Origin of the sequence: Paraburkholderia dioscoreae, from assembly GCF_902459535.1 — a bacterium.
Classification (GTDB): Bacteria; Pseudomonadota; Gammaproteobacteria; order Burkholderiales; family Burkholderiaceae; genus Paraburkholderia; species Paraburkholderia dioscoreae.
The window spans coordinates 2,877,290-2,896,891 of the sequence record NZ_LR699554.1 but is presented as its reverse complement, the minus strand read 5'-3'; the positions used below and the strand labels follow the sequence as shown (position 1 = coordinate 2,896,891).

The window sequence follows — 19,602 nt, the reverse complement described above, 5'->3', positions numbered from 1 at the left end:
TTACTGGTCGCTAGAGTGCGCGAGCAGAAAGCGTTCGAGCGCCGGATTGCACAGTTCCGGCCGCTCCATAGTGGGCATGTGCGCCGCTTCGGGCACCGTCAGCAGCGTGGCGCCAGGGATCGAATCGGCGATGTGTTCGAGGATGGGAAGCGGCGTCGAGGTATCGGCCTCGCCCGCGATGACCAGCGTGGGGACTTTGATGCGGCCGAGCACCGGCGCAAGTTCCATGTCGCGGATCGCGGCGGCGCTGCCCGCGTAGCCGTCGAGCGACGTGCCGAGCACCATGCGGCGCATCTGCTCCATCAGTTCCGGCTGCTCGCGCTTGAACGCGGGCGTGACCCAGCGGTCGACCGTCGCTTCGACGAGCGGCGCGATGCCGTGCGCGCGGGCTTCGTGTACGCGGGCGTCCCACGACGCTTTCGGCGCATTGCTGGTGGTCGCGCATAGCGTGAGGCTCGCAAGCCGCTCGCCGTGCCAGGCGCCGAGCTGCTGCCCGATCATGCCGCCCAGAGACAGGCCGACGTAATGCGCCCTGGCAATGCCGAGGCTGTCCATGAGCGCGATGACGTCGTCTGCCAGCAGCGCGAGCGAGTAATCGCCGGGCGTGGCGCTGGTGCCGCCGTGGCCGCGGATGTCATAGCAGAGCACGGAGAAAGAGCGCGACAGCATATCGAGCTGTGGCGCCCACATCGACAGATCGGCGGCGAGCCCGTGGCTGAGGATGACCGTCGGCGCGCCGGCCTTGCCGGTCAACCGGTAGTGGGTCTGAATGCCGTTGAGGTCGGCCCTTCGATTCATGTCTCCGCATCCTTCTTGTGCTGTTCTGCAAGCCGCTTTTCTCGCGATTCAGAACCAATGGAAACGGAGTGTCGAATTTGGCGACAATTTTGTCAATTAAATTGGCGTAAAGGTAAACGCCAATACTTTAGCCATTCTGGCCCGGTAGAATGGCCCCATATAAGCGGGCGTCCGCCCAATTTCCCGGCGTGTCCGGCAACTGGACCGGCGCGCCCGGCGCAACTTTTTCAGGGAGCAGGTTTGGTCACGAAAACCGACGCACAGGCGGCGCAACTGATCGAAAGCATCAAGTCGGACATCATCATTGGCCGCCTGCGGCCGCATCAGCGACTCGTCGAAGAGGAGATCAGCGCCCAGTTCGGGGTGTCCCGGCATGTGTCGCGAGCGGCACTGGTGCATCTCGACCGGATGGGACTCGTCACCCGGCGGCCAAATCGTGGCGTGATCGTGCGCGACTTCTCGCTGCAGCAGGTCGAGCAGATTTACGAAGTCAGGATGATTCTGCAGCGCGAGGCCGCGAGCCGGGTGCCGATGCCGGCGAGGCCCGAGGCGCTGGCGCAGATCGAGGCGATTCACGAGGAGTATTGCCGTGAACTCGACGCGGGCAATCTGCTGCAGGTCAACGTGCTGAACGACGCCTTTCACCGGCGTATCTGGGCAACCTGTCCGAATCAGTATCTGGCCGAGACGATCGAAAAACTTTGGGTCGAGACAACCGGCATCCGCTGGTATGGCGTGGGCGATCCGCATCTGCTGGCTCATTCGCGCGAGCATCACTCCACCATGATCGAGCAGTTGAGGAGCGGCGACCGCGCGGGATTCGTCGCGCTCGCCGTCGACCATATCTTGCCGCCGCTGGACGCGTTCCGGCGTGCGCACCGCGTCAGCACTACGTACGGTGCGGCGGCGCTACAGGAACGCGAGACCTCATGAAGCCAACCTACGAGATCCTGGTTCAAGGCAACAACCTGCGGCTCAAGCACGATTTTCTCGGCATCGCCAACGTCACGCTGATTCGCGGACGGGACGGCTTGATGCTGTTCGACACTGGCGGCTATATCTCGCGGCTCGGTTTGCTGAAGGCGCTGCGCGATCGCGGCATTGCGCCCGCCGATATCAAAACCGTCTTCCTGTCGCATCTGCACTTCGACCATGCGCATAACGTCGATCTGTTCGCGCATGCGCGCTTCGTGGTGAGCGAGCGCGAGTGGGAATATTCGGCGCATCCGCATCCGGACGATCTGCTGATGCCGTGGGGTATCCGCGAGCAACTGTCGAAATCGAAGGTCGAATTTCTGAGCGGCGAGGGGCAGCTTGATCATGGCATTCATTTCTTCCCGGCTCCCGGTCATACGCCGGGCTGCTATGGACTCGAACTGGAAACCGAAGACCGTGGCCGCGTCATCATCGCGGGCGACGCGATCAAGTATGCGAAAGAAGCGATCCTGAAACGCTGCGACATGGCGTTCGACGAAGTGGACGTCGGCACGCGCACCATTCAGCGCATTCTCGACCGGGCCGATCGGATCGTGCCTGGCCATTTCCCGGAATTGATCCGCCAGCCGGACGGCAATTTCATCTGGGAAGAATCGGCGCCGTTCGAATTGCTGGTCCGCTAGCGCCGTTTGCTGCGCGGCAAAGGTCATTCACAAGCCGCGCTTCGCAAACGCGCACCAGACCACGCGAAGCAATCTGGCGCGAGCGGGACGGAGCGCAAGCAAACCGGACACTACGCAGCCAGAATTTCCCTCACTGCACTGTCGATGAATTTGACGTCGACAGCATTGGCCGCGGGGCCGCCCGCAAAATGCCCCCAGACTGACTCGATAGGCCGCAACTCTGCGTTGGGCATTTTCGAAACCTCGTACTCGCTATCTTCCGGCGGAAAATACAGATCCGTGCGTCCGGGCATCACAATGGCCTTTGCAGTGATACTGCCCAATGCCCGATCGAAATCTCCCTGATACAGAGGATTGGCTGAGATATCGCCGTATTGCCAGCTCCACATCATCGACAGAATATTGTTCGCGTCCTTCTTCAGGAAGTCGCCCTCCCAGAACTGGGTGATAAAGTCTTCAAGCGAGCCATATCCCATCGCTTCCATGTCGAGCCGTTGACGCAGGAACGCCTGCGAAAACCCCCAGCCGGCAAACACACGTGCCGCCGCGCGCATTCCGCGCGTGGGCGGTGCGTCGTAGAAACCGTCCTTGAATTCCGGGTCCAGCAGCAATGGCGCCTTGAGGCCTTCAATAAACACAAAATTGTGCCGCGAGCAGCGCGCGGCTCCGCAGAAGGGCAGAATGCGCTCGACCATCTGCGGATACATCGCGGCCCAATGGAACGCCTGCATTGCGCCCATTGACCAGCCGGTGACGAGCCTGAGCGATTCGATGCCGAACTTCTCCGTCACCAGCCGATGTTGCATTGCGACGTTGTCGTAAAGCGTGACGTGCGGAAAGCGGCCACGATCGTAAGGCGGCGGGTTGTTGCTCGGCGAACTCGATACGCCGTTGCCAAACATGTTCGGCACGATGATGAAGTACTCACGCGGATCGAGCCCCATGTGCTCCCCAATCAGCCACTCGTTGTCGGCATGGCTGCCGCTATAAAACGTCGGATAGACAATCGCGTTGTCGCGCGCTGCATTCAGCCGGCCATACGTCTTGTAGCTGAGCAGCATGTCTGGCATCGTCGCGCCGGACTGCAGCACGACGCGGCCAAGGTTGAAAGTTTCGAAGTCCGTCATGTGAGCCTCATATTTAATTGGCGACGACGTTAAGGAATTTTCGGGTGCGCTCGTGAGTCGGGTTGTCGATGACCTGCTGCGGCGTCCCTTGCTCGATGACCTCGCCGCCATCCATGAAAACGACGCGGTCGGCGACATCGCGGGCAAAGCGGATTTCGTGCGTGACCACGATCATCGTCATGCCGGCATCGGCGAGCCCGCGCATCACGCCAAGCACTTCGCCGACAAGTTCCGGATCGAGCGCCGAGGTCGGTTCGTCGAAGAGCATCAACTTGGGTTTGATTGCGAGCGCCCGCGCAATCGCTACCCGTTGCTGCTGCCCGCCCGATAACCGATGCGGCAGAAAATCCGCATGCGCGGCGAGGCCCACGCTCTTCAACAGCTCGCGGCCGAGCGCCTCTGCTTCGGCGCGCGGCACGTCATACACCTGCCGCTGTGCCTCGACGATATTGTCCAGCGCACTCAAATGACTGAACAGGTTGAAATGCTGGAACACCATGCCCACGCGCGCTTCGGCGCGTGCGCGCGCGAGGTTGTGCAGAGGCCGCACCGTGCCGCCGCCTCCCGGCACCTCCCGATAACCCACATACTGTGAATCGACCTTGATCGTTCCCCAGTCGAGCGGTTCGAGATGGTTGATGAGCTTGAGCAGCGTGCTTTTACCGGAACCGCTCGGACCGAGGATCACTACCACTTCGCCATGCGCGATCGACAGGTCGACGCCGCGCAAAATCTCGCGCTTGCCATACGATTTCCAGACGTTCCTGCATGCGACAAACGGTTCATCGCGCTGCCGCGGCGTGCGGCTTTCGGCGGGCAGCAGCGTACCGATCCATGCGTGATCGTTCGTCTCCGGTTCCTGGACGGCGGCCGGCAAAACCACCGGTGCGTCGAGCGGTTTCGCATCGGGCGTCGAAGCGCGCAGTCCGAACCACGAGAACGTGAGTTTCCGGTCGCGCTCGTGATCGAACATGCGTTCGAGCCATACCTGAAGCAACGAGATTCCGCTCGTCAGGAACAGATAGATCACCGCCGCCGCGCCGAACACGGTGAAGAACTTGAAGTTCTGGCCGACGACCTGTTGCGAGCGAAACGTGAGCTCGTTGACGAAGATCACCGAGGCGATCGACGTGAGCTTCAACATGCCGATGGTGTCGTTGGCGAGACCGGGGATCACCGCGCGCATGGATTGGGGCAGGATAATGCGGCGTAACGTGAGCAACGGTCCCATGCCGAGTGCGGCGGCCGCGATGGATTGCGAACGGTTCACCGAGAGGATACCGGCACGAAACAGTTCAGCGCTGAACGCCGCCTCGTTCAATGCAAAGCCGATAACCGCGGTCGTGACTTCATCGAAGCGCAAACCGATCAGCGGCAATGCGTCGAAGATGAACACGAGTTGCAGCAGTTGCGGTGTGCCGCGCACGAACCAGATATAACCCCACGCCGCCGAATTCAAGGTCTTGAATCGCGATAGCCGCATCAGCGCAAGACCGAGCCCGAGCACCAGCCCGATCGACATTGCGATCAGCGTGATCTTCACCGCGATCCACGCGCCGCCGAGCAGGAACGGCGAGCCGACGTAACCCACGAGTTCCCTGAAACCGTCGAGCACCTGAACGCCATCCAGACCGGCGGCCATTGCCGGCTGAAAGACGAACATGGCGACCATGCCGAGCGCGCCGACGACGTTGTGTTTGATACGCAATGCCTTCATTTCAGAACCTGATTCATGACGCTGCCGGCACACGACACGGTGTGCCGCGCAGGCAGCCTTTATTGAGTAAGCAGTGTGGCCGGCATTTCCAGCGACGGATCCACGCCGTACTGCTGAAAGGTTTTCTTCTGCGTCTGATTGGCCTGCATGATCCTGAGTCCATCGGACACGGCGGCGATCATGTCGGCGTTGCCTTTCTTCACGCCCACGCCGATCTTCATGCCGCTCGTCACCATGAAGCCGCGGGTGTAGAGCTGCGGGTTCTGTTTCGCGAGACCGTCGACGAGCGCCAGGTCGTACATCATGACGTCGGCGCGATGACTGGCGACGAGGCGCGCGCCCGACGCGATATCGGCGGACGTCATGATGGTCACATCGGGTTTGCCTTCGGCTTTGCATTTGGCGGCTTGCGCTTGCGCCATCGTCAGCTCGACGGTGCCGATGCCTGCCGTGACCGTGAGGCCGCAGAGCTTCGAGATGTCATCGATCTTCTTGGGGTTGCCGGCCGCCACCAGACCGCCGGTGCCGGCCTGCATATACGTGACGAAGGTCGTTTCCTTCGCGCGTTCCGGTGTGTAGTACAGCAAGTCCCACATTACGTCGATCTGTCCGGCGCGCAGTGCGGGCAGCAGCCCAGGCCAGCCGGCAGTGAAGAACTCCGTTTTCACGCCCGCGCAGTCGAACACGGCGCGAGCCATGTCGGCATCGGCGCCGATGATCTTGTTGAAATCCTTGCTGTCACGAAACGCGTACGGCGGCGACTCGGGGTCCACGCCGATCTTGATGGTCTTGCCCGCAAGCGACGGATATTTCTGGGCCACCTTGGACGGTTCGCACGATTGCGCGGACGCGCCTTGTGCGAGGAGAAGGCCGGTGACGGCGCATAACAGCAGCTTGATTGCCTTTGACATGAACATGGCGAATCCTATTGAGGTTGAAAACGGAATACGAGCGATAGAGGCGGTATTGCGAAATGAGAACGAAGTGAACTAATGGCCGAGAAAATCCATGTGGCTCGCAATAGAACCCGGTGTAGTGATGCAGATCCGGCCTTCGTCGCGCGCGCGGGCAATGTGTTCGAGTGCCCGCCGCAAGTGACACAAACGATGCGGCTGTCCCATCAGGTACGCATGCAATGCAATGCCCATCACCAGAGGTTCTCGCGCGGATTGCCGCAGCATTTCGTCGAAGTGGTCGATCACCAGATCGGCGAACGACTTCGCGTCCATCTGGCGCGCAAGGATCATCGGGATGTCGTTGACTTCCTCCTGATACGGAATCGACCACAGCGGCTGACCGTTGCGCGTAAGCAGACGCGTGGGCTGATCGTCGTGACACCAGTTGAGCGTGTACTGGTAACCCGCTTCGGCCACCAGATCGCTGGTGACATGACTCTCCGAGAGCCACGGCGATAACCAGCCCGCCGGCTGCTGCGCGCTCTCCGCCGCGATCCGCTCGCGACACGCCACGATCAGCGCGCGTTCGTCGTCTTCAGTCAGCGTTCCTTGTCGTTCCGAATTCGTGTGGCCGTGCGCGACGAGTTCATCGCCACGCTGCGCGAACGCGGCGACCAGCTCAGGGCAATGGTCGTAGAGCGCCGTGTTGATGATGGCCGCGGCCGGCAGCGCGAGGTCATCGAAGAGATCCAGACAGCGCCATGCGCCCACCCTCAATGCGTATTCACGCCACGCGTGATTCAGCACATCGGGCTCGGGCATCACCGGACCGATAGTCGGCCCCAGTCCCTCGCCGAACGCAAAGTGCTCGATGTTGAAGCCGATATAGACCGCCAGCCGGGATCCGTCAGGCCAGCGGTAAACCGGGCGGCCGTTGATCGGCGAATATTGAAAGCGCCCGTGGCCGGGCAGCGCGCGATGTGCGGGAGAATGCATGGTCCAGTGAGTCCTGTCGAACGGCGCGTACGCCTGTGTTCACGTCAGAACTCATGGTAGGGAAGCCAAAATCGCAGCATCGGGCTTGCTGCGAACAAACTCTTGTACGCACGCGTATTGGAGGCCACCACGCGCTATTTCACGCGGTGAAGAGCGACTTCCGGATGATTGCGTGCACGCCCCAGTTGCCGTCCACCACCTGTGTCACGCCGAAGTCGACTGCAACCGAGATCAGCGAGATCGCCTCGTCTTCGGAAAGGCCCTTGGTCGTCATCAGGAAGCGCCGTGTTTTGATGAACGCGTCGCGCATCGCGAGATCGAGAGTGGATTTTTCGTACACGGCGCTTTGCGCACTGGTGCCGAACTCGGCCAGATAGTTCGGATAGCTGAAGCCGTGAAGAACCCATTCGTCGGCGGTTTCGACCAGCGGATACGTGAGGTCCGAGAATACCTGCGTGCCGAGCGTCTCTTTCTTGTGAAGCACCAGCTGGAAGTCGCCGGTGAGCGAACACTCGATCGCGGTGCCGCACAGTTCCGAGTCCCCTTGCGACGCATGCGGGTCGCCCACGGAGAGCAGAGCGCCGGGCACCCCGACTGGCAAGAACACGCTCGCTCCGCGCGTGACACGCCAGTTGTCGAGATTTCCGCCGAAGGTGGACGGCGGAATCGAATCGATCAGACCATCCTGCTGCGGCGCGACGGTGATCACGCCGAAGTGCGGACGTACCGGAATCTGAACATTCTTCAGGATGTCGTGATTCTCGACTACCGTCGAATGATCGACCGGCACGCCGGGATAGTCGATCGTCGGATGCATTACGCCAAAGGGATCGCGCTGAGGTGTCCAGCGGAAGTTATAGACGGCGCGCGCGCAGGCGGTTTCGCCCGCCGTGGCGTCGGCGTCGAGTTCATAGATGGTGACGACCTCGCGCGGTTTCGGCTCGGTCAATAACTCGCGATAGTGGAAGCCCCACCAGGCAGCGGCATTGCTGCCGAACGCACGGCCGGCGAATTTCGGATTGGCGCAGCGGCGCGGGTGAATGTGGAGGATTCGCACCTCCAGCACGTCGCCGGGTTCCGCGCCGCGCACGGCAATCGGCCCGGTGCAGATATGCACGCCGAAGCCTTCTCCCGCGCCACGTCCGTAAATGGACGCGTCCATCGGACCCGCGCCGCGGCGGTTGACGTTCTTGCGCCCGGCGGTCCAGTGGAACACGCTTTCGGCGCCGGGATCGCCCTGCACCATGCGCTCCCAGTCATCCGACGCGTGTTGCGTGAGTGTTTCGATCGTCACCGTGTCGCCGCTGTTCAGTTCGAGCACGGGCTTGAGATCGTGACTGAAGTAACCCCAGTGAATCGTGTTGGCCGTCGCGCGCAACAGGTGGTGACGCGGCTTGCCTGAGTCGCGGGGCGGTGGCGGTGGGGAAGGCGCTTCAGGCGGTTCTGCTGTGTCGGTTTCGTCGGCAATTTCATGAACGGCAGCTTGCCCGGCGAGTTGCGCATGCACGAGCAGACTGCCGGCATTGACAGGCAGACCGCGCGAGATTCGCCGCACGAGATGGCGCGCCAGTTCAAGGCTCGCCTCATGCCGGAAAGTGCGCGGCGACGCGCCATATTGCTCGCGAAATGCCCGGCTGAAATACGCGGGATCGTTGAAGCCCCAGCGGAAGCAGACATCCGCAATCGACAGCTTTTCATACAGGGGATTGACCAGATCCGCGCGGCAGCGCTCCAGTCTGCGTGAGCGCAGATAGGTCGAGAAATTCTGTCCGACCGCTTCGAACAGCTTCTGCAGATAACGCGGCGAGACGCGCTCGTCTTTGGCTATCGACGTCAACCCGAGCTCGGGATCAGCGAGATTGCCTTCGATGGTTCGACATACGCGCGAAAAGAGCGCGGCCTGAGATGGCGTGAGTCCGCTAAAGCTGCCTTCCTTGTCGTGACCGACGAGGCTGGCGACCAGGAACTCCGCGAGCGCGAGTTCGAGGGGACGCAGATCGTCGAGCGACAACGTCTCCACGCTTTCGGCAATCGAGCGCAGAAAGCCGGAGAACACGTGACCGATGCCGGCGTCTCCGGGCAAACGTCCGGCGCGCAGTGAGAACGGCGTAAGAAGGCGCGCGTTGATGGCGGCGCGGGGCACGCGGATCACGAACGCACGGAAGTCGGAGGCGAACGACAGGAGCGCTTCCTCGCGCGAGGAAGCATAAACAATGTCGCCGGTCGCGACCCGCGTGCGTACACCGTCGGCGACGAGCGTTACGCCGCCGTCGAGATGCAGCATGATCACGAGGCTGTCCGCGCCGTCCACCTTGAGCTCGATGGTTTGCGCGAACGCTGCCAACGCGATCAACTCGAAGCCGTTGCTCGATTTGCGCGATTTGATGGTTCCATGCGAGTGGCGCGCGGCCGTCTGGGGCGCGCCGCAGCGCAGGCCAAGCCGGTCGAGCGCCTCGTTCCATGCGCGCAGGCGATCTACTTCGGCGTACGACTCGGTGGTGAAACGCTGTAAGTCCAACCCTGGCTCCCGGACCCTGACGGACGTCAGTCGACGGATTGAAAGGCAATGTCCGTGCCATCGGTAACAATACCGTTAGCGCTACCACGCCGCGCTATGGCGGTGCGCTATCACGGTGCATTCCCGCACATTTGTGGCGCAGCCCCATAGCGCGGCGGCTACGCGCGGCCGTAGCGCGCACGCACGGCTCACGCGCGAGGCTTTTTCTTCGGAGGAAAGATGCTGCGGGGAATCTTGCAGTGAATGCCTTGGCGGCCGTCGACCACCTGCGTCACGGAGAAGTCCGCGGCGACGCTCATTAAAGAATAGGCGTCGTCGCGCGAGAGGCCTTGCTGCCCGGTAAGCAGCAGCAACATGTCGCGTGAAGCGTTTTTGGTCGCGACGTCGAGGTCTTCGTCGAAGCCGTGCACGATCCAGTAGTCCGGCGTTTCCAGTAGCGGCGAGGGAAATGTAAAGTCGCGCCGCAGTACGATCTGGAACATCACATTGAGCGAGGCCTCGATCGCGGTGCCGCTGATTTCGCCATCGCCTTGCGATACATGCGGGTCGCCGATCGAGAACAACCCGCCGTCCACGGCGACCGGGTAGTACATGGTGGAACCCGCGCCGATGCGCCAGTTATCGATATTGCCGCCGTGCGCGCCCGGCGGCACGGTGCTCACGCGGCCCGCCACGTCAGGCGCGAGGCCTGCCGTGCCCAGATGAGGGCGCACCGGTACGCGAATGCCTTCGAGTGCGAGTTCGCGGCAGCAATCGCGGATCTCCGAACGCTTGCCCGGCACGAGGTATTTGCCGGGATAGTCATACGCATATAGCGCGTGAGCCGTGTTCGATGCCTGATCGAGCTCGTAAATCGTCACGCGTTCCTTCTCGAAGTCTGTGAACAGATGACCCCAATGTGCGGCGAGATTCGAGCCGTAGTTGAAGCGCGGAATCATTTGCAGATAGCGCACTTCGAGCAGATCGCCGGGCTTCGCGTCTTTCACGAAGATCGGTCCGGTCATCAGATGCACGCCGGGTTGGCGATCGGCTTCGGGAATCGTGTCGTAGAGCGCGCGCACCCTGTCATCCATCATGAGCTCGGGGGCGTCGCCTGCGTGATGCGTGACCGCTTCCGCGCGAACGAAGTCGCCGCTCTCCACGATCAGTGCGGGCGCTAGCGCCGCGTCAAAATATCCCCAGTGAACATTTTTCTCGATGGCCGGCAGTTCGTGCAGCATGCTTTCCTAAGCTCCATAAGAGTGTGCGATCGGTGGAACGCGACCGATGACAGATCGTACGAGCGACAGAATAGATACACTTGGGTGACTGCGTACAAAAGCTTGTGCGTGGGCGAATGGGGATGCAGCGTCACGGCGCTTTGAGGGGTGAATCTGGCGTGAAGCGACGGGCGGCCGCATGGCGAACAGCTTGCCGGTGCGGGCAAGCCGGTCTGCACCGGCGCACGGCAGCGACCGGTAAGACGGCACTAGAACTCGCTGTGCGGTATCGCGCGATCAGCGCGTCAATCGCGGTACGAAGTCCTGACTGGTTCGAGTCTGCGCAGGTACGCCTGCCACTCGCGCTCGAAGGGATCGCGCTCGCTCGCCCCGGATGTCTGTTCCCATACCTCGTATTGCGACGCCGTGCGTTCGCATTGCGCGCTGGCCCCAGGTAAGGCTGTTCAGCCCCACTGAAACGACGGTCGCGAGCAGGATCGACAGCACGGCCAGTTCGACTGTCACGGGCAGCGAGCGGATCATCATTTCCGACACCGTCTGATGCGTGGTGTAGGAGCGCCCCAGGTCGCCCGTCAACGCGTGACCGACCCAGGTGAGGTACTGCACGACCACCGGTCGATCGAAACCCATCTGATGGCTCAGATCGGCAATGGCTTGCGGCGTGGCGTCCTGTCCGAGCATCAGCGTGGCCGGATTGCCGAAAAACACCGCCGTGCTGAAAAACAGAACATTCTTCGGGATTTTGATTGCCGATCGATCGTAGTCTGCGGACCGACTGTTCGCGTTACTACCGGCATGGGTTGCCAGGAGAGATCGAAGCACAGTTTGCGGCACGAGGCGCGCAGTCGCTGGAATAGATGATCTTGGATGAGGGATTGGAAACGGCAGAAGATGACCCCCGTTGCAGTTTCGGCGGGCGTTACTGCGGTATATAGGGAAGCGCCACGCCTGTAGCGGCGCATGCGCAACAGCGCTCGCCGGGCGCGCGTTGGCGGCACGGCTATCGATTGTCGAGGTAAGTCTGCCAGCCGTTGCCGATTCGTGACCGCGAATCGTCGGCCGATGACGGGGCCGTGGCTGCCCGAAGGTTCAGAACCCCGTTCGGAGGCGGGCTTGCACCCGCCGCCGAACGGAAATACCGGACAACCGGCAGGATTCCTCAGAAACGATGGATTATCCCGAGTCGCACGAGCGTCTGGTTCTCACCCGAAGAAGCGCCCGCCGATGCGGGGGTCGTCGCGAAGTCGAACGCCGTGCCGGTATGCGCGCTAACGACGTGCTGGTACGCACCCTGCATATACAGCGCTGTGCGCTTGCTGAGGTCGTAGTTGAGCATCACCGAGAGCTGGTGCCACTTCGGCTCGAACTCGCCGATGTTTGAATGCAGATGTGCGTCGGTGAACGTATAGGCGCCGAACAGCCAGAGCGCCGGCGTCAAAGAGTACTTACCGTTGACCTCGAAGTTGTCGAACTTCCATGACTGCCAGCGGCCGCCCGGTGGTTGCGTAGCGGTCGACGCAATATATGCGTTGGCGGTCGGATCATAGACATCGACGTGTGAATACGAAAAGCCGACCTTTGCGCGCGAGAACGCATACGACACCGCCGCTACGATGTTCTGTTCCGAGGCGCCCGAAAACGCCGCGTCAGTCGCGACCGCGCCGTTCGCCGACCCCGCCGCGTTGGTCTTCAGGTAGCCGACCGCCGCAGTGAGGCCGGCCATCCTGTATTGCACGGCCACACTGTACAAACGGTTGTTCGCGAAGTTCGTGTCGTTGCTAAAGCCGTACATCGCCTCGGCCTTCAGTCCGCCGATGGTCGGGCTCGCGTACTTCACCGAGTTGTTCACACGGAAGTCGAAGTCCGCGTTGTCGTTGTCGAACGGATGCGACGCAACATCGCCGCTGACCCCGCCCGCGCCCGTCATCCCGCTCCACAGATCGATCGTCGGATCGTACTGGCGGCCGAGCGTCAGCGAGCCGAGCCGGTCCGACTGCAGCCCGACGTAAGCCTGCCGCCCGAACTCGCGGCCGCCCTGCTTGAGCGCGCCGTTGTTCACGTCAAAACCGTTCTCGAGACGGAAAATCGCGCGATAGCCGGCGCCGAGGTCTTCGGAGCCCTGAAGGCCCCAACGGCTGCCCAGCGTATCGCCGCTTTTCATTTGAAAGGTGCCATGATCGTGCGCGTTACTCGTGAAGTTGAGCCCTTCGTCGATGACGCCGTACAGCGTCACGCTGCTTTGCGCATGCGCCGCTGCGGCTGTGCCGCCCAGAACTGCTACTGCCGCTGCCAATCTCGATGCTTTCCTCATGATTTCCCCTAGTCGTGTGGCGTGAGTTAAAACCGGTGAGCAATGCGCTGGCGCGACCGGCTCCATCGGCCATCTTTAAAGGCCGAATCGCGGCGAGCGCAGGATAAAGCGAGAGCGTGCGCGGTGTCGTTCAGTAACCGCGCGAGAAGTCGATGCTGTCCGGGATGCGTCCCGTCGCGCGATACGTGGCGACGTTCGTGGCGATCACCGACGCGGCTGTATGGATGTCGGTCGGTGCGGAGATATGCGGCAATACGGTCACGGCCGGATGCTGCCAGAACGGCGAATCGCCCGGCAACGGCTCGATGTCGAACACGTCGAGCACTGCATGGGACAGTTGCCCGTCATCCAGCGCCTGCAGGAGATCCTGTGCTGCCACTACCGGGCCGCGCGAAAAATTGATGAGCGCGGCACCGCGTTTCATTGCGGCGAACGCCTGGCGATCTACGAGTCTTCGCGTGTCGGCCGTCAGCGGCACGAGGCAGACGACGATGTCGCTCTCTCCGAGCATCCGGACGAGGCCGTCCGTGCCGTGACGGGCACACACGCCAGCCAGGGTCTTCGGCGTGCGGCTCCAGCCGCTGACGCGAAAGCCCGCGTCGATCAGGCGGTTGGCCGCCCGCCCGCCGAGCGTGCCAAGCCCGACGATGCCGACTGTCGTGTCCGCAGGCTTCCTGTAGATCTGTTGTGTCCAGACGCGCGCCTGCTGCTGTAGCCGGTATGCCGGCATGTCGCGTTGCAGGTAGTAGGTCCATGCAAGCACTGCTTCGGCCATCGTCCGCGACAGTTCCGGGTCGACGAGACGGACGACGGGTGTCCCGTCTGGAGGCAGGCTTGCGACCAGTTGCTCGACGCCCGCCCACAGGCTCTGGATCCATGCGAGCCGCGGCAACACGGCCAGCGCGGCAGGATCCGGACGAGCGACGATTGCAATCGTGCTGCGTGCAAGCTCGTCCGCGCTCGCTTTGCGTAGCGCCACGATCGTCTCGGCCGGCATGGCTGCGGCGAGCGCGGCAAGATAGCCGGCTTCCTGCTCGTCGGGCAGACCCGTGATCAGCGTGATGATCTCAGTCATGGCGTGTGGGTTTGCGTTGGGTAAAGGAGCTCCCGGCGGCGTGCGCGAACGCGCGCCGTGAGAGCGAGGTGATTCGACCAAGGGAGAACGCGGCGCCCGGCCGGCGTGGACGGGCGCCGCAGTGCTCAGACGTTTGCCTTTTCGCCTTCCATCTCCGCCATGTCGACGAAGCGGTCGCCGATCCGCGGATGCGCACGGCCGCCGTCGGCCGCGCCAATCGCGATCAGCACCTCATCGGGACCCGGCGCGTCGGTGATCTGGAAAGTCGCCGTCAGGAAGTGCGAGCGCTGGCCGGTGGCGGATTTGTGAATCATCGGCAGCGAAAGCATCGCGCCGGGACCGACGCGCGTGTTCGTGAAGCTGAGAAACGCAGTGCCGTTCACCGCCTCGCGGAACATATTGCCAAAGCGCAGCGTGTGGATCAGCGCGGACGCGTGCTCGATTTCGCCGTTCACGCCGACGGCGGCGGCTTTGCCGTAAGCCTCGACCCGCTCCGCGGGCATTACCGCGACGAGCCGGCGTGTCAGTTCCGCGCCGAGCACGGGTGCGAGTCGCAGGATCTCAGGACGCAGATCCGCGCAAAAACCCTGACCCGCCCATGGATTCCGCAGCACCGCGGCGACCACTACCGTGGTGATCGGCTGTTCCGCGCGCTTCCCGCCTTCGATATACATTTCCTCGACAAAAGTCGAAATCTTGCGTACTTCCGTGTCCATCTGCGTTCTCCATCGGATGACATGACGATGGCTTGCATGCTAAGTAGCGCGAATTTGGGCGTCTTCCTCTGTTCCGGTGGATGCATCACTTTTTTGACACTGTGATAAGTCGTATAGTCAGTCACATTCAAGAGGGGACCGTCGATGCCGAACACGTTGTCGCTCATGTCGTCGCTGCGCGACGTCGCCAGCCGGATCAATACGGACGCCGAAGTCGATACGCTGCTGCACAGCCTGATCGAGCTGGCGTGTCGCCACGGCTCCTGGGATCTCGGCTCCATCATGAGTGTCGACATCTCGCGCGGCGACGCGCTCGTGATCGCGAGGCGCGACACGACGCTACTCAAAAAGCCGCTCGCGGACCGCTGGGAACTCGCCACGAGTCCCGCCCTCGTCGCGTTGCAGCGCAACGAGGCGGTCTACATTCGCAACGCACTCGAAACGACCGAGTTTCTCGGCTATCGCCGCGAAGCGGCCGAGCGTGGCTATCGCACCGTGCTCGTGCTGCCCATGGCGAGCCGCGACGTCGAGGGGCGGCCAATGGTGCTCGTCGTGTCGGCGCGCAAAATCGTGGACGTGCCGGCGGAACATCTCGCATTCATGGAGCTCGTCGTGCATCTGGGCGCAATCGCAATCGAGCGGGCGTACCGGCAACGCGCGCAGCAGGCGGCCGCCGAACATCTACGCCGCGTAGTCGACGTGCAGGGCGCAATGTTGCAGGAAGTGCTCGCGGGCGGATCCATGAGCACGCTGACCGAGATGCTGGCCGATCTGCTCGATTCGCCCGTACTCGTGATCGATTTCTGCGGGGGTGAACTGCTCGCATCGCGCTCGCCCCGCGCCACGCTCGACAGCGCGGCGTGGCGCACGTTACTCGACGGCGAAGCGGGCCGGCAGATCCGTTCTACAGCGCTGGGTGCGATCGAGCGGCACGCGCTTCGGCGCGTGCGCTTCGACCTGCCGTCCGGCCTGCCGCTGCATGCTGACGTCGAACCGTTGTCGGTCGACGGCGACACCGTCGGCGCACTCCTGAGTTTCGATGAGCGCGAGCCGGGCGACCTGCACACGATAGCGATCGAGAACGCCAAGTTTGCGATGAGCGTGCAGTTGATGCGCAGCGTGATCCGCTTCCGGTCGGAAACACGTACGCTGACCGAATTGTTTCTCGAGATCGTCGAGCGCCGCTGGCGCGACGAGCGGGACGTGATCGAGCGTGCGCGCCGGCTCGGCCTCTCGCTCGCCGCGCCCACCCGGCTGCTCGTCATCGACTACTCGCGCCGCGACGACCGGGCCTTCGACCGGTCCGCGGAATGCCACCGCGCGGCGAGCATGCTCGCCGCCCAGCACAAGCTGCTCATTCATCCGATCACCGTTGGCAGCGGCCTCGTGTGCCTGCTGCCCGACGTACCGACCCGCACGGCCGCAACCGTTACGGCGTTCGCCCGCCAATTGTGCGCCGCACTGACGACCTTGCTCGGCGGCGAACCAACGCTCGTCGCGGGCGATCTGTTCGTGGGACTCGAAGCCCTTGCAAACGAATGGGACCGCTGCTGGCGGATGATTCGCGTAGCGCGGGCGTTCGGCAAGAGCGGCGCGCTGAGCGTGCCTGACCTCGGACCGTTGCCGATGCTGATCGGCGCCGCCGATTCGTCGGACGTGCGCGCGTTTATCAGCGGCACGATCGGCCACATCGTCGAATACGATGCGCAGCATCGCGCATCGTATATCGAGACGCTTGCGACCTATATCCGCCACGGTTGCCGCAGCCAGGCATGCGCGGACGCGATGGGCCTTCATGTCACCACGCTGCGTTACCGGTTGGCGCGGATCTCCGATCTTTTCGGGATCGACGTCGAGACGCCGGAACGGCGCTTCGCGGTCGAACTTGCTCTTCAGCTTCACAATCTGCTTGATGCCGGGCACTCCGTCGGCGCCGCAGCGCACAACGCGCTTTAGCCGTTGCGCGTCCGGTGAAAAGAAGATGAAGCGCGGCGCTCCCTCCTACGATCCGATGGAAGCCACCACAATTTCCGCCACATACATTCAACTCAACACAACGATGTTCGAGGTGAATGGCCATGCAAGCGGCAGTACCGGATAACCGAACCACCATCGATCCGATCGCGCTGCGTCGCGCTTTCGGTACTTTCGTCACAGGCGTGACCGTCATCACGACGGTCGATGCCGAAGGCCACCCGCGCGGCATGACGGCCAACTCGTTCGCGTCGGTGTCGCTGGACCCGCCGCTCCTCCTCGTCTGCGTGGGCAAGGGCGCATCCAGTTATCCCACTTTCGCCGGCGCCGGCAAGTTCGCGGTGAACCTGCTGAGCGACGCGCAGACCGATGTATCGAATCTGTTCGCCTCCAAGGCGACCGACAAGTTCGCGGCGGTCAATCACGACGTAGTCCACACCGGCGCACCCGTGCTGACCGACTGCCTGACATGGTTCGATTGCTCGATGCATGATCGCGTCGAGGCGGGCGATCACATGATCCTCATCGGGCGCGTTCAGGCGTTCGGCACCAGCCCGTCCGCGCCGCTCGGCTTTTGCCGCGGGCGCTATGCGCAGGTCAAGGATCCGCTGCCCCCAGGCTGGCTCTCGTCGACCGACATGATCGTCGGCTATCTGATCGAGGCGCAGGGCGATGTGCTGCTGGTTGCCGACGGGAAGGGCGGCTGGGTGCTGCCCACGGCGCCGCGCCGGCCCGTTAACGGCCGTTTGCCCGTGGCGGGCGGCGGCGAGCTCTCGCTCGTGTCCGACGAGACGTTCCTGTATTCGGTGTTCGATGTCGACGGCCACGACTCCGGCTATCTGATCTACCGCGCGCGTCTCGCCGAAGCGCGCGGCGAGCTCACCTTGCCGCCCGGTTTCCGCTTTTTCTCGCCGGACAGTCTTCCATACGACAGGATCGAGTCGGTCGAAATGCGCGCGATGTTGCGCCGCTTTGTCCGCGAGACGGCGGGCGGCGGCAGTTACTCGATCTACATGGGCTCTCCCGACGGCGGCCGCGTTGCGACGGTAGGCGCGGCGCAGCCCTGGGCCCAGCACGTGCAGTCGTGAATCTCGACAGAACTCCAGAGGAAACCATGAAAACGACAGTTGCAACGCTGCAAGGCTCGCGAACCGGCAATTTCATCGACGGCCAATTCGTCGAGCCGCACAGCCGCCAATACGCGCCGAGCTTCGACCCGACCACCGCGCAACCTTGGTACGAATTCGCCCAGTCAGATGCAGCGGACGTGGATGCCGCCGTCCGCTCCGCGCAGACCGCGCTGAAGAACCCGGCATGGCGGCGAATGACCCAGACCGAGCGCGGCAAGCTCGTGCGCAAGCTCGGTGAGCTGGTGCTCGCCCACGCCGACGAACTCGCGATGATCGAATGCCGCGACAACGGCAAGCTGCTGAAGGAAATGCGCGTACAGATGCGCGCCATTCCCGATTCCTATCTGTATTTCGCGGGCATGGCCGACAAGATGCAGGGTGACACGATTCCCGTCAACAAGCTCGATACGCTGAACTTCAACCTGCGCGAGCCGATCGGCGTGGTCGGCATGATCATTCCGTGGAATTCGCCGCTGATGATGCTGACAGGCACGCTCGCACCGTGTCTCGCGATCGGCAACACGATCGTCGCGAAGCCGTCCGAACATGCAACCGCGTCGACCCTCGCACTCGCCGAACTCGCGATCGAGGCCGGCATTCCCCCCGGCGTGTTCAACGTCGTGACGGGCGACGGCGCGACGACTGGCGACGCGCTGACGCGCCATCCCGGCGTCGCTAAATACGTGTTCACCGGCAGCACGGTTACGGGCCGCAAGATCGCCGGCAACGCCGCGCAGAATCTCGTGCCCTGCCAGATGGAACTGGGCGGCAAGTCTCCGCATGTGATCTTCGGCGACGTGGAGATCGAACGCACGGTGAACGGCGTCGTGTCGGGCGTCTTCGCCGCGGCCGGCCAGACCTGCGTGGCCGGTTCGCGCTGCTTCGTCGAGGCATCCATCTATGACGAATTCGTCGAGGCGCTTGTCGAGCGCACGAGGCGCGTGCGCGTCGGCCATCCGATGCACGACGACACCGACATTGGCCCGCTCGCACTCGCCTCGCAACTCGACAAGGTTCAGCGCTATGTCGCCTCGGGCGTCGAGGAAGGCGCGACGATCGCAGCGGGCGGGCGCGCTCCGGCGGATTCGGCGCTCGGCAACGGCTGGTATTTCGAACCGACGGTGATGACCCGGGCGACCAACCAGATGCGCTTCATGCGCGAAGAGATCTTCGGCCCGGTGGTCGGCGTCGTGCCGTTCTCGAACGAACAGGAACTGATGCAGCTCGCGAACGACACCGAATACGGCCTCGCATCCGGCATCTGGACACGCGACATCGATCGCGCAATGCGTTTTGCGCGCGATATCGACGCCGGCACCGTCTGGATCAATACTTATCGCTCGGCGGCCTACATGTCTTCCAACGGCGGCCTCAAACACAGCGGCTATGGCCGGCGCGGCGGCTTCGAGGTGATGCGCGAGTTCTCCCGGCTCAAGAACGTGGTGCTCGACTACTCGGGCGCGATGCATGACCCATTCGTCATTCGCTTGCGTTAAACGCGACGA

General features: G+C 62.9%; 16 protein-coding genes. 5 read left to right on the top strand and 11 right to left on the bottom strand.

All coding sequences use genetic code 11. From position 1 onward, the window contains the following. On the bottom strand, window positions 1-798 hold the full coding sequence (gene pcaD, locus PDMSB3_RS33130) for a 3-oxoadipate enol-lactonase (RefSeq protein ID WP_007178124.1): 798 nt from the start codon (window positions 796-798) through the stop codon (window positions 1-3). A 240-nt stretch (window positions 799-1,038) separates the two neighbouring features. Here pcaD and PDMSB3_RS33125 point away from each other — a divergent pair, with 240 nt between their 5' ends. Both PDMSB3_RS33125 and PDMSB3_RS33120 read left to right on the top strand, forming a co-directional pair. Next, on the top strand, window positions 1,039-1,731 hold the full coding sequence (locus tag PDMSB3_RS33125; protein WP_007178123.1) for a GntR family transcriptional regulator: 693 nt from the start codon (window positions 1,039-1,041) through the stop codon (window positions 1,729-1,731). Continuing rightward, window positions 1,728-2,417, top strand: coding sequence for an MBL fold metallo-hydrolase (locus PDMSB3_RS33120; protein ID WP_007178122.1), 690 nt, complete (start codon window positions 1,728-1,730; stop codon window positions 2,415-2,417). Before PDMSB3_RS33125 ends, PDMSB3_RS33120 begins: the two co-directional genes overlap by 4 nt. Window positions 2,418-2,527: 110 nt before the next feature. Here PDMSB3_RS33120 and PDMSB3_RS33115 read toward each other — a convergent pair whose 3' ends face one another. The 10 genes from PDMSB3_RS33115 to PDMSB3_RS33070 form a co-directional block, all read right to left on the bottom strand. Further along, window positions 2,528-3,544 carry an alpha/beta fold hydrolase gene (locus PDMSB3_RS33115; protein WP_165189153.1) on the bottom strand — a complete coding sequence of 339 codons (1,017 nt, stop codon included), beginning with the start codon at window positions 3,542-3,544 and terminating at the stop codon, window positions 2,528-2,530. Window positions 3,545-3,557: 13 nt separating this feature from the next. Next, complete coding sequence (locus PDMSB3_RS38335) at window positions 3,558-5,261, bottom strand: amino acid ABC transporter permease/ATP-binding protein (RefSeq protein ID WP_007178120.1); 1,704 nt, start codon at window positions 5,259-5,261, stop codon at window positions 3,558-3,560. A 59-nt stretch (window positions 5,262-5,320) separates the two neighbouring features. Next, complete coding sequence (locus PDMSB3_RS33105) at window positions 5,321-6,178, bottom strand: ABC transporter substrate-binding protein (RefSeq protein ID WP_007178119.1); 858 nt, start codon at window positions 6,176-6,178, stop codon at window positions 5,321-5,323. A 72-nt stretch (window positions 6,179-6,250) separates the two neighbouring features. Continuing rightward, entirely contained in the window at window positions 6,251-7,153 is a 903-nt protein-coding gene (locus tag PDMSB3_RS33100; protein ID WP_007178118.1) for a polysaccharide deacetylase family protein, read from the bottom strand. A gap of 139 nt (window positions 7,154-7,292) precedes the next feature. Continuing rightward, window positions 7,293-9,671, bottom strand: a complete 2,379-nt coding sequence (locus PDMSB3_RS33095) for an acetamidase/formamidase family protein (protein WP_165189150.1) — start codon at window positions 9,669-9,671, stop codon at window positions 7,293-7,295. 188 nt (window positions 9,672-9,859) lie between these two features. Continuing rightward, a complete protein-coding gene (locus tag PDMSB3_RS33090) occupies window positions 9,860-10,891 on the bottom strand; it encodes an acetamidase/formamidase family protein (RefSeq protein WP_165189147.1) in 1,032 nt (343 codons plus the stop codon). A 276-nt stretch (window positions 10,892-11,167) separates the two neighbouring features. Then, entirely contained in the window at window positions 11,168-11,599 is a 432-nt protein-coding gene (locus PDMSB3_RS33085; RefSeq protein ID WP_035516774.1) for an ABC transporter permease family protein, read from the bottom strand. 451 nt (window positions 11,600-12,050) lie between these two features. Continuing rightward, window positions 12,051-13,202: a porin gene (locus PDMSB3_RS33080; protein WP_007178114.1), complete on the bottom strand. Its 1,152-nt coding sequence runs from the start codon at window positions 13,200-13,202 to the stop codon at window positions 12,051-12,053. A 130-nt stretch (window positions 13,203-13,332) separates the two neighbouring features. Continuing rightward, complete coding sequence (locus PDMSB3_RS33075; protein WP_007178113.1) at window positions 13,333-14,277, bottom strand: 2-hydroxyacid dehydrogenase; 945 nt, start codon at window positions 14,275-14,277, stop codon at window positions 13,333-13,335. A 125-nt stretch (window positions 14,278-14,402) separates the two neighbouring features. Further along, window positions 14,403-14,993 (bottom strand): amino acid synthesis family protein, encoded by a 591-nt coding sequence (locus PDMSB3_RS33070; protein ID WP_165189144.1) that lies wholly within the window; start codon window positions 14,991-14,993, stop codon window positions 14,403-14,405. Window positions 14,994-15,137: 144 nt separating this feature from the next. On the opposite strand from PDMSB3_RS33070, the gene PDMSB3_RS33065 reads away from it, so the two are divergent. The 3 genes from PDMSB3_RS33065 to PDMSB3_RS33055 all read left to right on the top strand — a co-directional run bounded on the left by PDMSB3_RS33065 (window position 15,138) and on the right by PDMSB3_RS33055 (window position 19,593). Then, window positions 15,138-16,949, top strand: coding sequence for a helix-turn-helix domain-containing protein (locus tag PDMSB3_RS33065; protein WP_165189141.1), 1,812 nt, complete (start codon window positions 15,138-15,140; stop codon window positions 16,947-16,949). Between the two features lie 122 nt (window positions 16,950-17,071). After that, complete coding sequence (locus PDMSB3_RS33060; RefSeq protein WP_007178110.1) at window positions 17,072-18,055, top strand: flavin reductase family protein; 984 nt, start codon at window positions 17,072-17,074, stop codon at window positions 18,053-18,055. A gap of 26 nt (window positions 18,056-18,081) precedes the next feature. Then, window positions 18,082-19,593, top strand: coding sequence for an aldehyde dehydrogenase (locus PDMSB3_RS33055; RefSeq protein ID WP_007178109.1), 1,512 nt, complete (start codon window positions 18,082-18,084; stop codon window positions 19,591-19,593). Window positions 19,594-19,602: the final 9 nt, after the last annotated feature.

What these genes read in the sequence shown, in the direction of transcription:
- PDMSB3_RS33075 (WP_007178113.1), bottom strand. Translation starts at nt 14,277, where the DNA reads ATGACTGAGATCATCACGCTGATCACGGGTCTGCCCGACGAGCAGGAA.
- PDMSB3_RS33055 (WP_007178109.1), top strand. Translation starts at nt 18,082, where the DNA reads ATGAAAACGACAGTTGCAACGCTGCAAGGCTCGCGAACCGGCAATTTC.
- PDMSB3_RS38335 (WP_007178120.1), bottom strand. Translation starts at nt 5,261, where the DNA reads ATGAAGGCATTGCGTATCAAACACAACGTCGTCGGCGCGCTCGGCATG.
- pcaD (WP_007178124.1), bottom strand. Translation starts at nt 798, where the DNA reads ATGAATCGAAGGGCCGACCTCAACGGCATTCAGACCCACTACCGGTTG.
- PDMSB3_RS33070 (WP_165189144.1), bottom strand. Translation starts at nt 14,993, where the DNA reads ATGGACACGGAAGTACGCAAGATTTCGACTTTTGTCGAGGAAATGTAT.
- PDMSB3_RS33115 (WP_165189153.1), bottom strand. Translation starts at nt 3,544, where the DNA reads ATGACGGACTTCGAAACTTTCAACCTTGGCCGCGTCGTGCTGCAGTCC.
- PDMSB3_RS33080 (WP_007178114.1), bottom strand. Translation starts at nt 13,202, where the DNA reads ATGAGGAAAGCATCGAGATTGGCAGCGGCAGTAGCAGTTCTGGGCGGC.
- PDMSB3_RS33090 (WP_165189147.1), bottom strand. Translation starts at nt 10,891, where the DNA reads ATGCTGCACGAACTGCCGGCCATCGAGAAAAATGTTCACTGGGGATAT.
- PDMSB3_RS33060 (WP_007178110.1), top strand. Translation starts at nt 17,072, where the DNA reads ATGCAAGCGGCAGTACCGGATAACCGAACCACCATCGATCCGATCGCG.
- PDMSB3_RS33100 (WP_007178118.1), bottom strand. Translation starts at nt 7,153, where the DNA reads ATGCATTCTCCCGCACATCGCGCGCTGCCCGGCCACGGGCGCTTTCAA.
- PDMSB3_RS33120 (WP_007178122.1), top strand. Translation starts at nt 1,728, where the DNA reads ATGAAGCCAACCTACGAGATCCTGGTTCAAGGCAACAACCTGCGGCTC.
- PDMSB3_RS33105 (WP_007178119.1), bottom strand. Translation starts at nt 6,178, where the DNA reads ATGTTCATGTCAAAGGCAATCAAGCTGCTGTTATGCGCCGTCACCGGC.
- PDMSB3_RS33065 (WP_165189141.1), top strand. Translation starts at nt 15,138, where the DNA reads ATGCCGAACACGTTGTCGCTCATGTCGTCGCTGCGCGACGTCGCCAGC.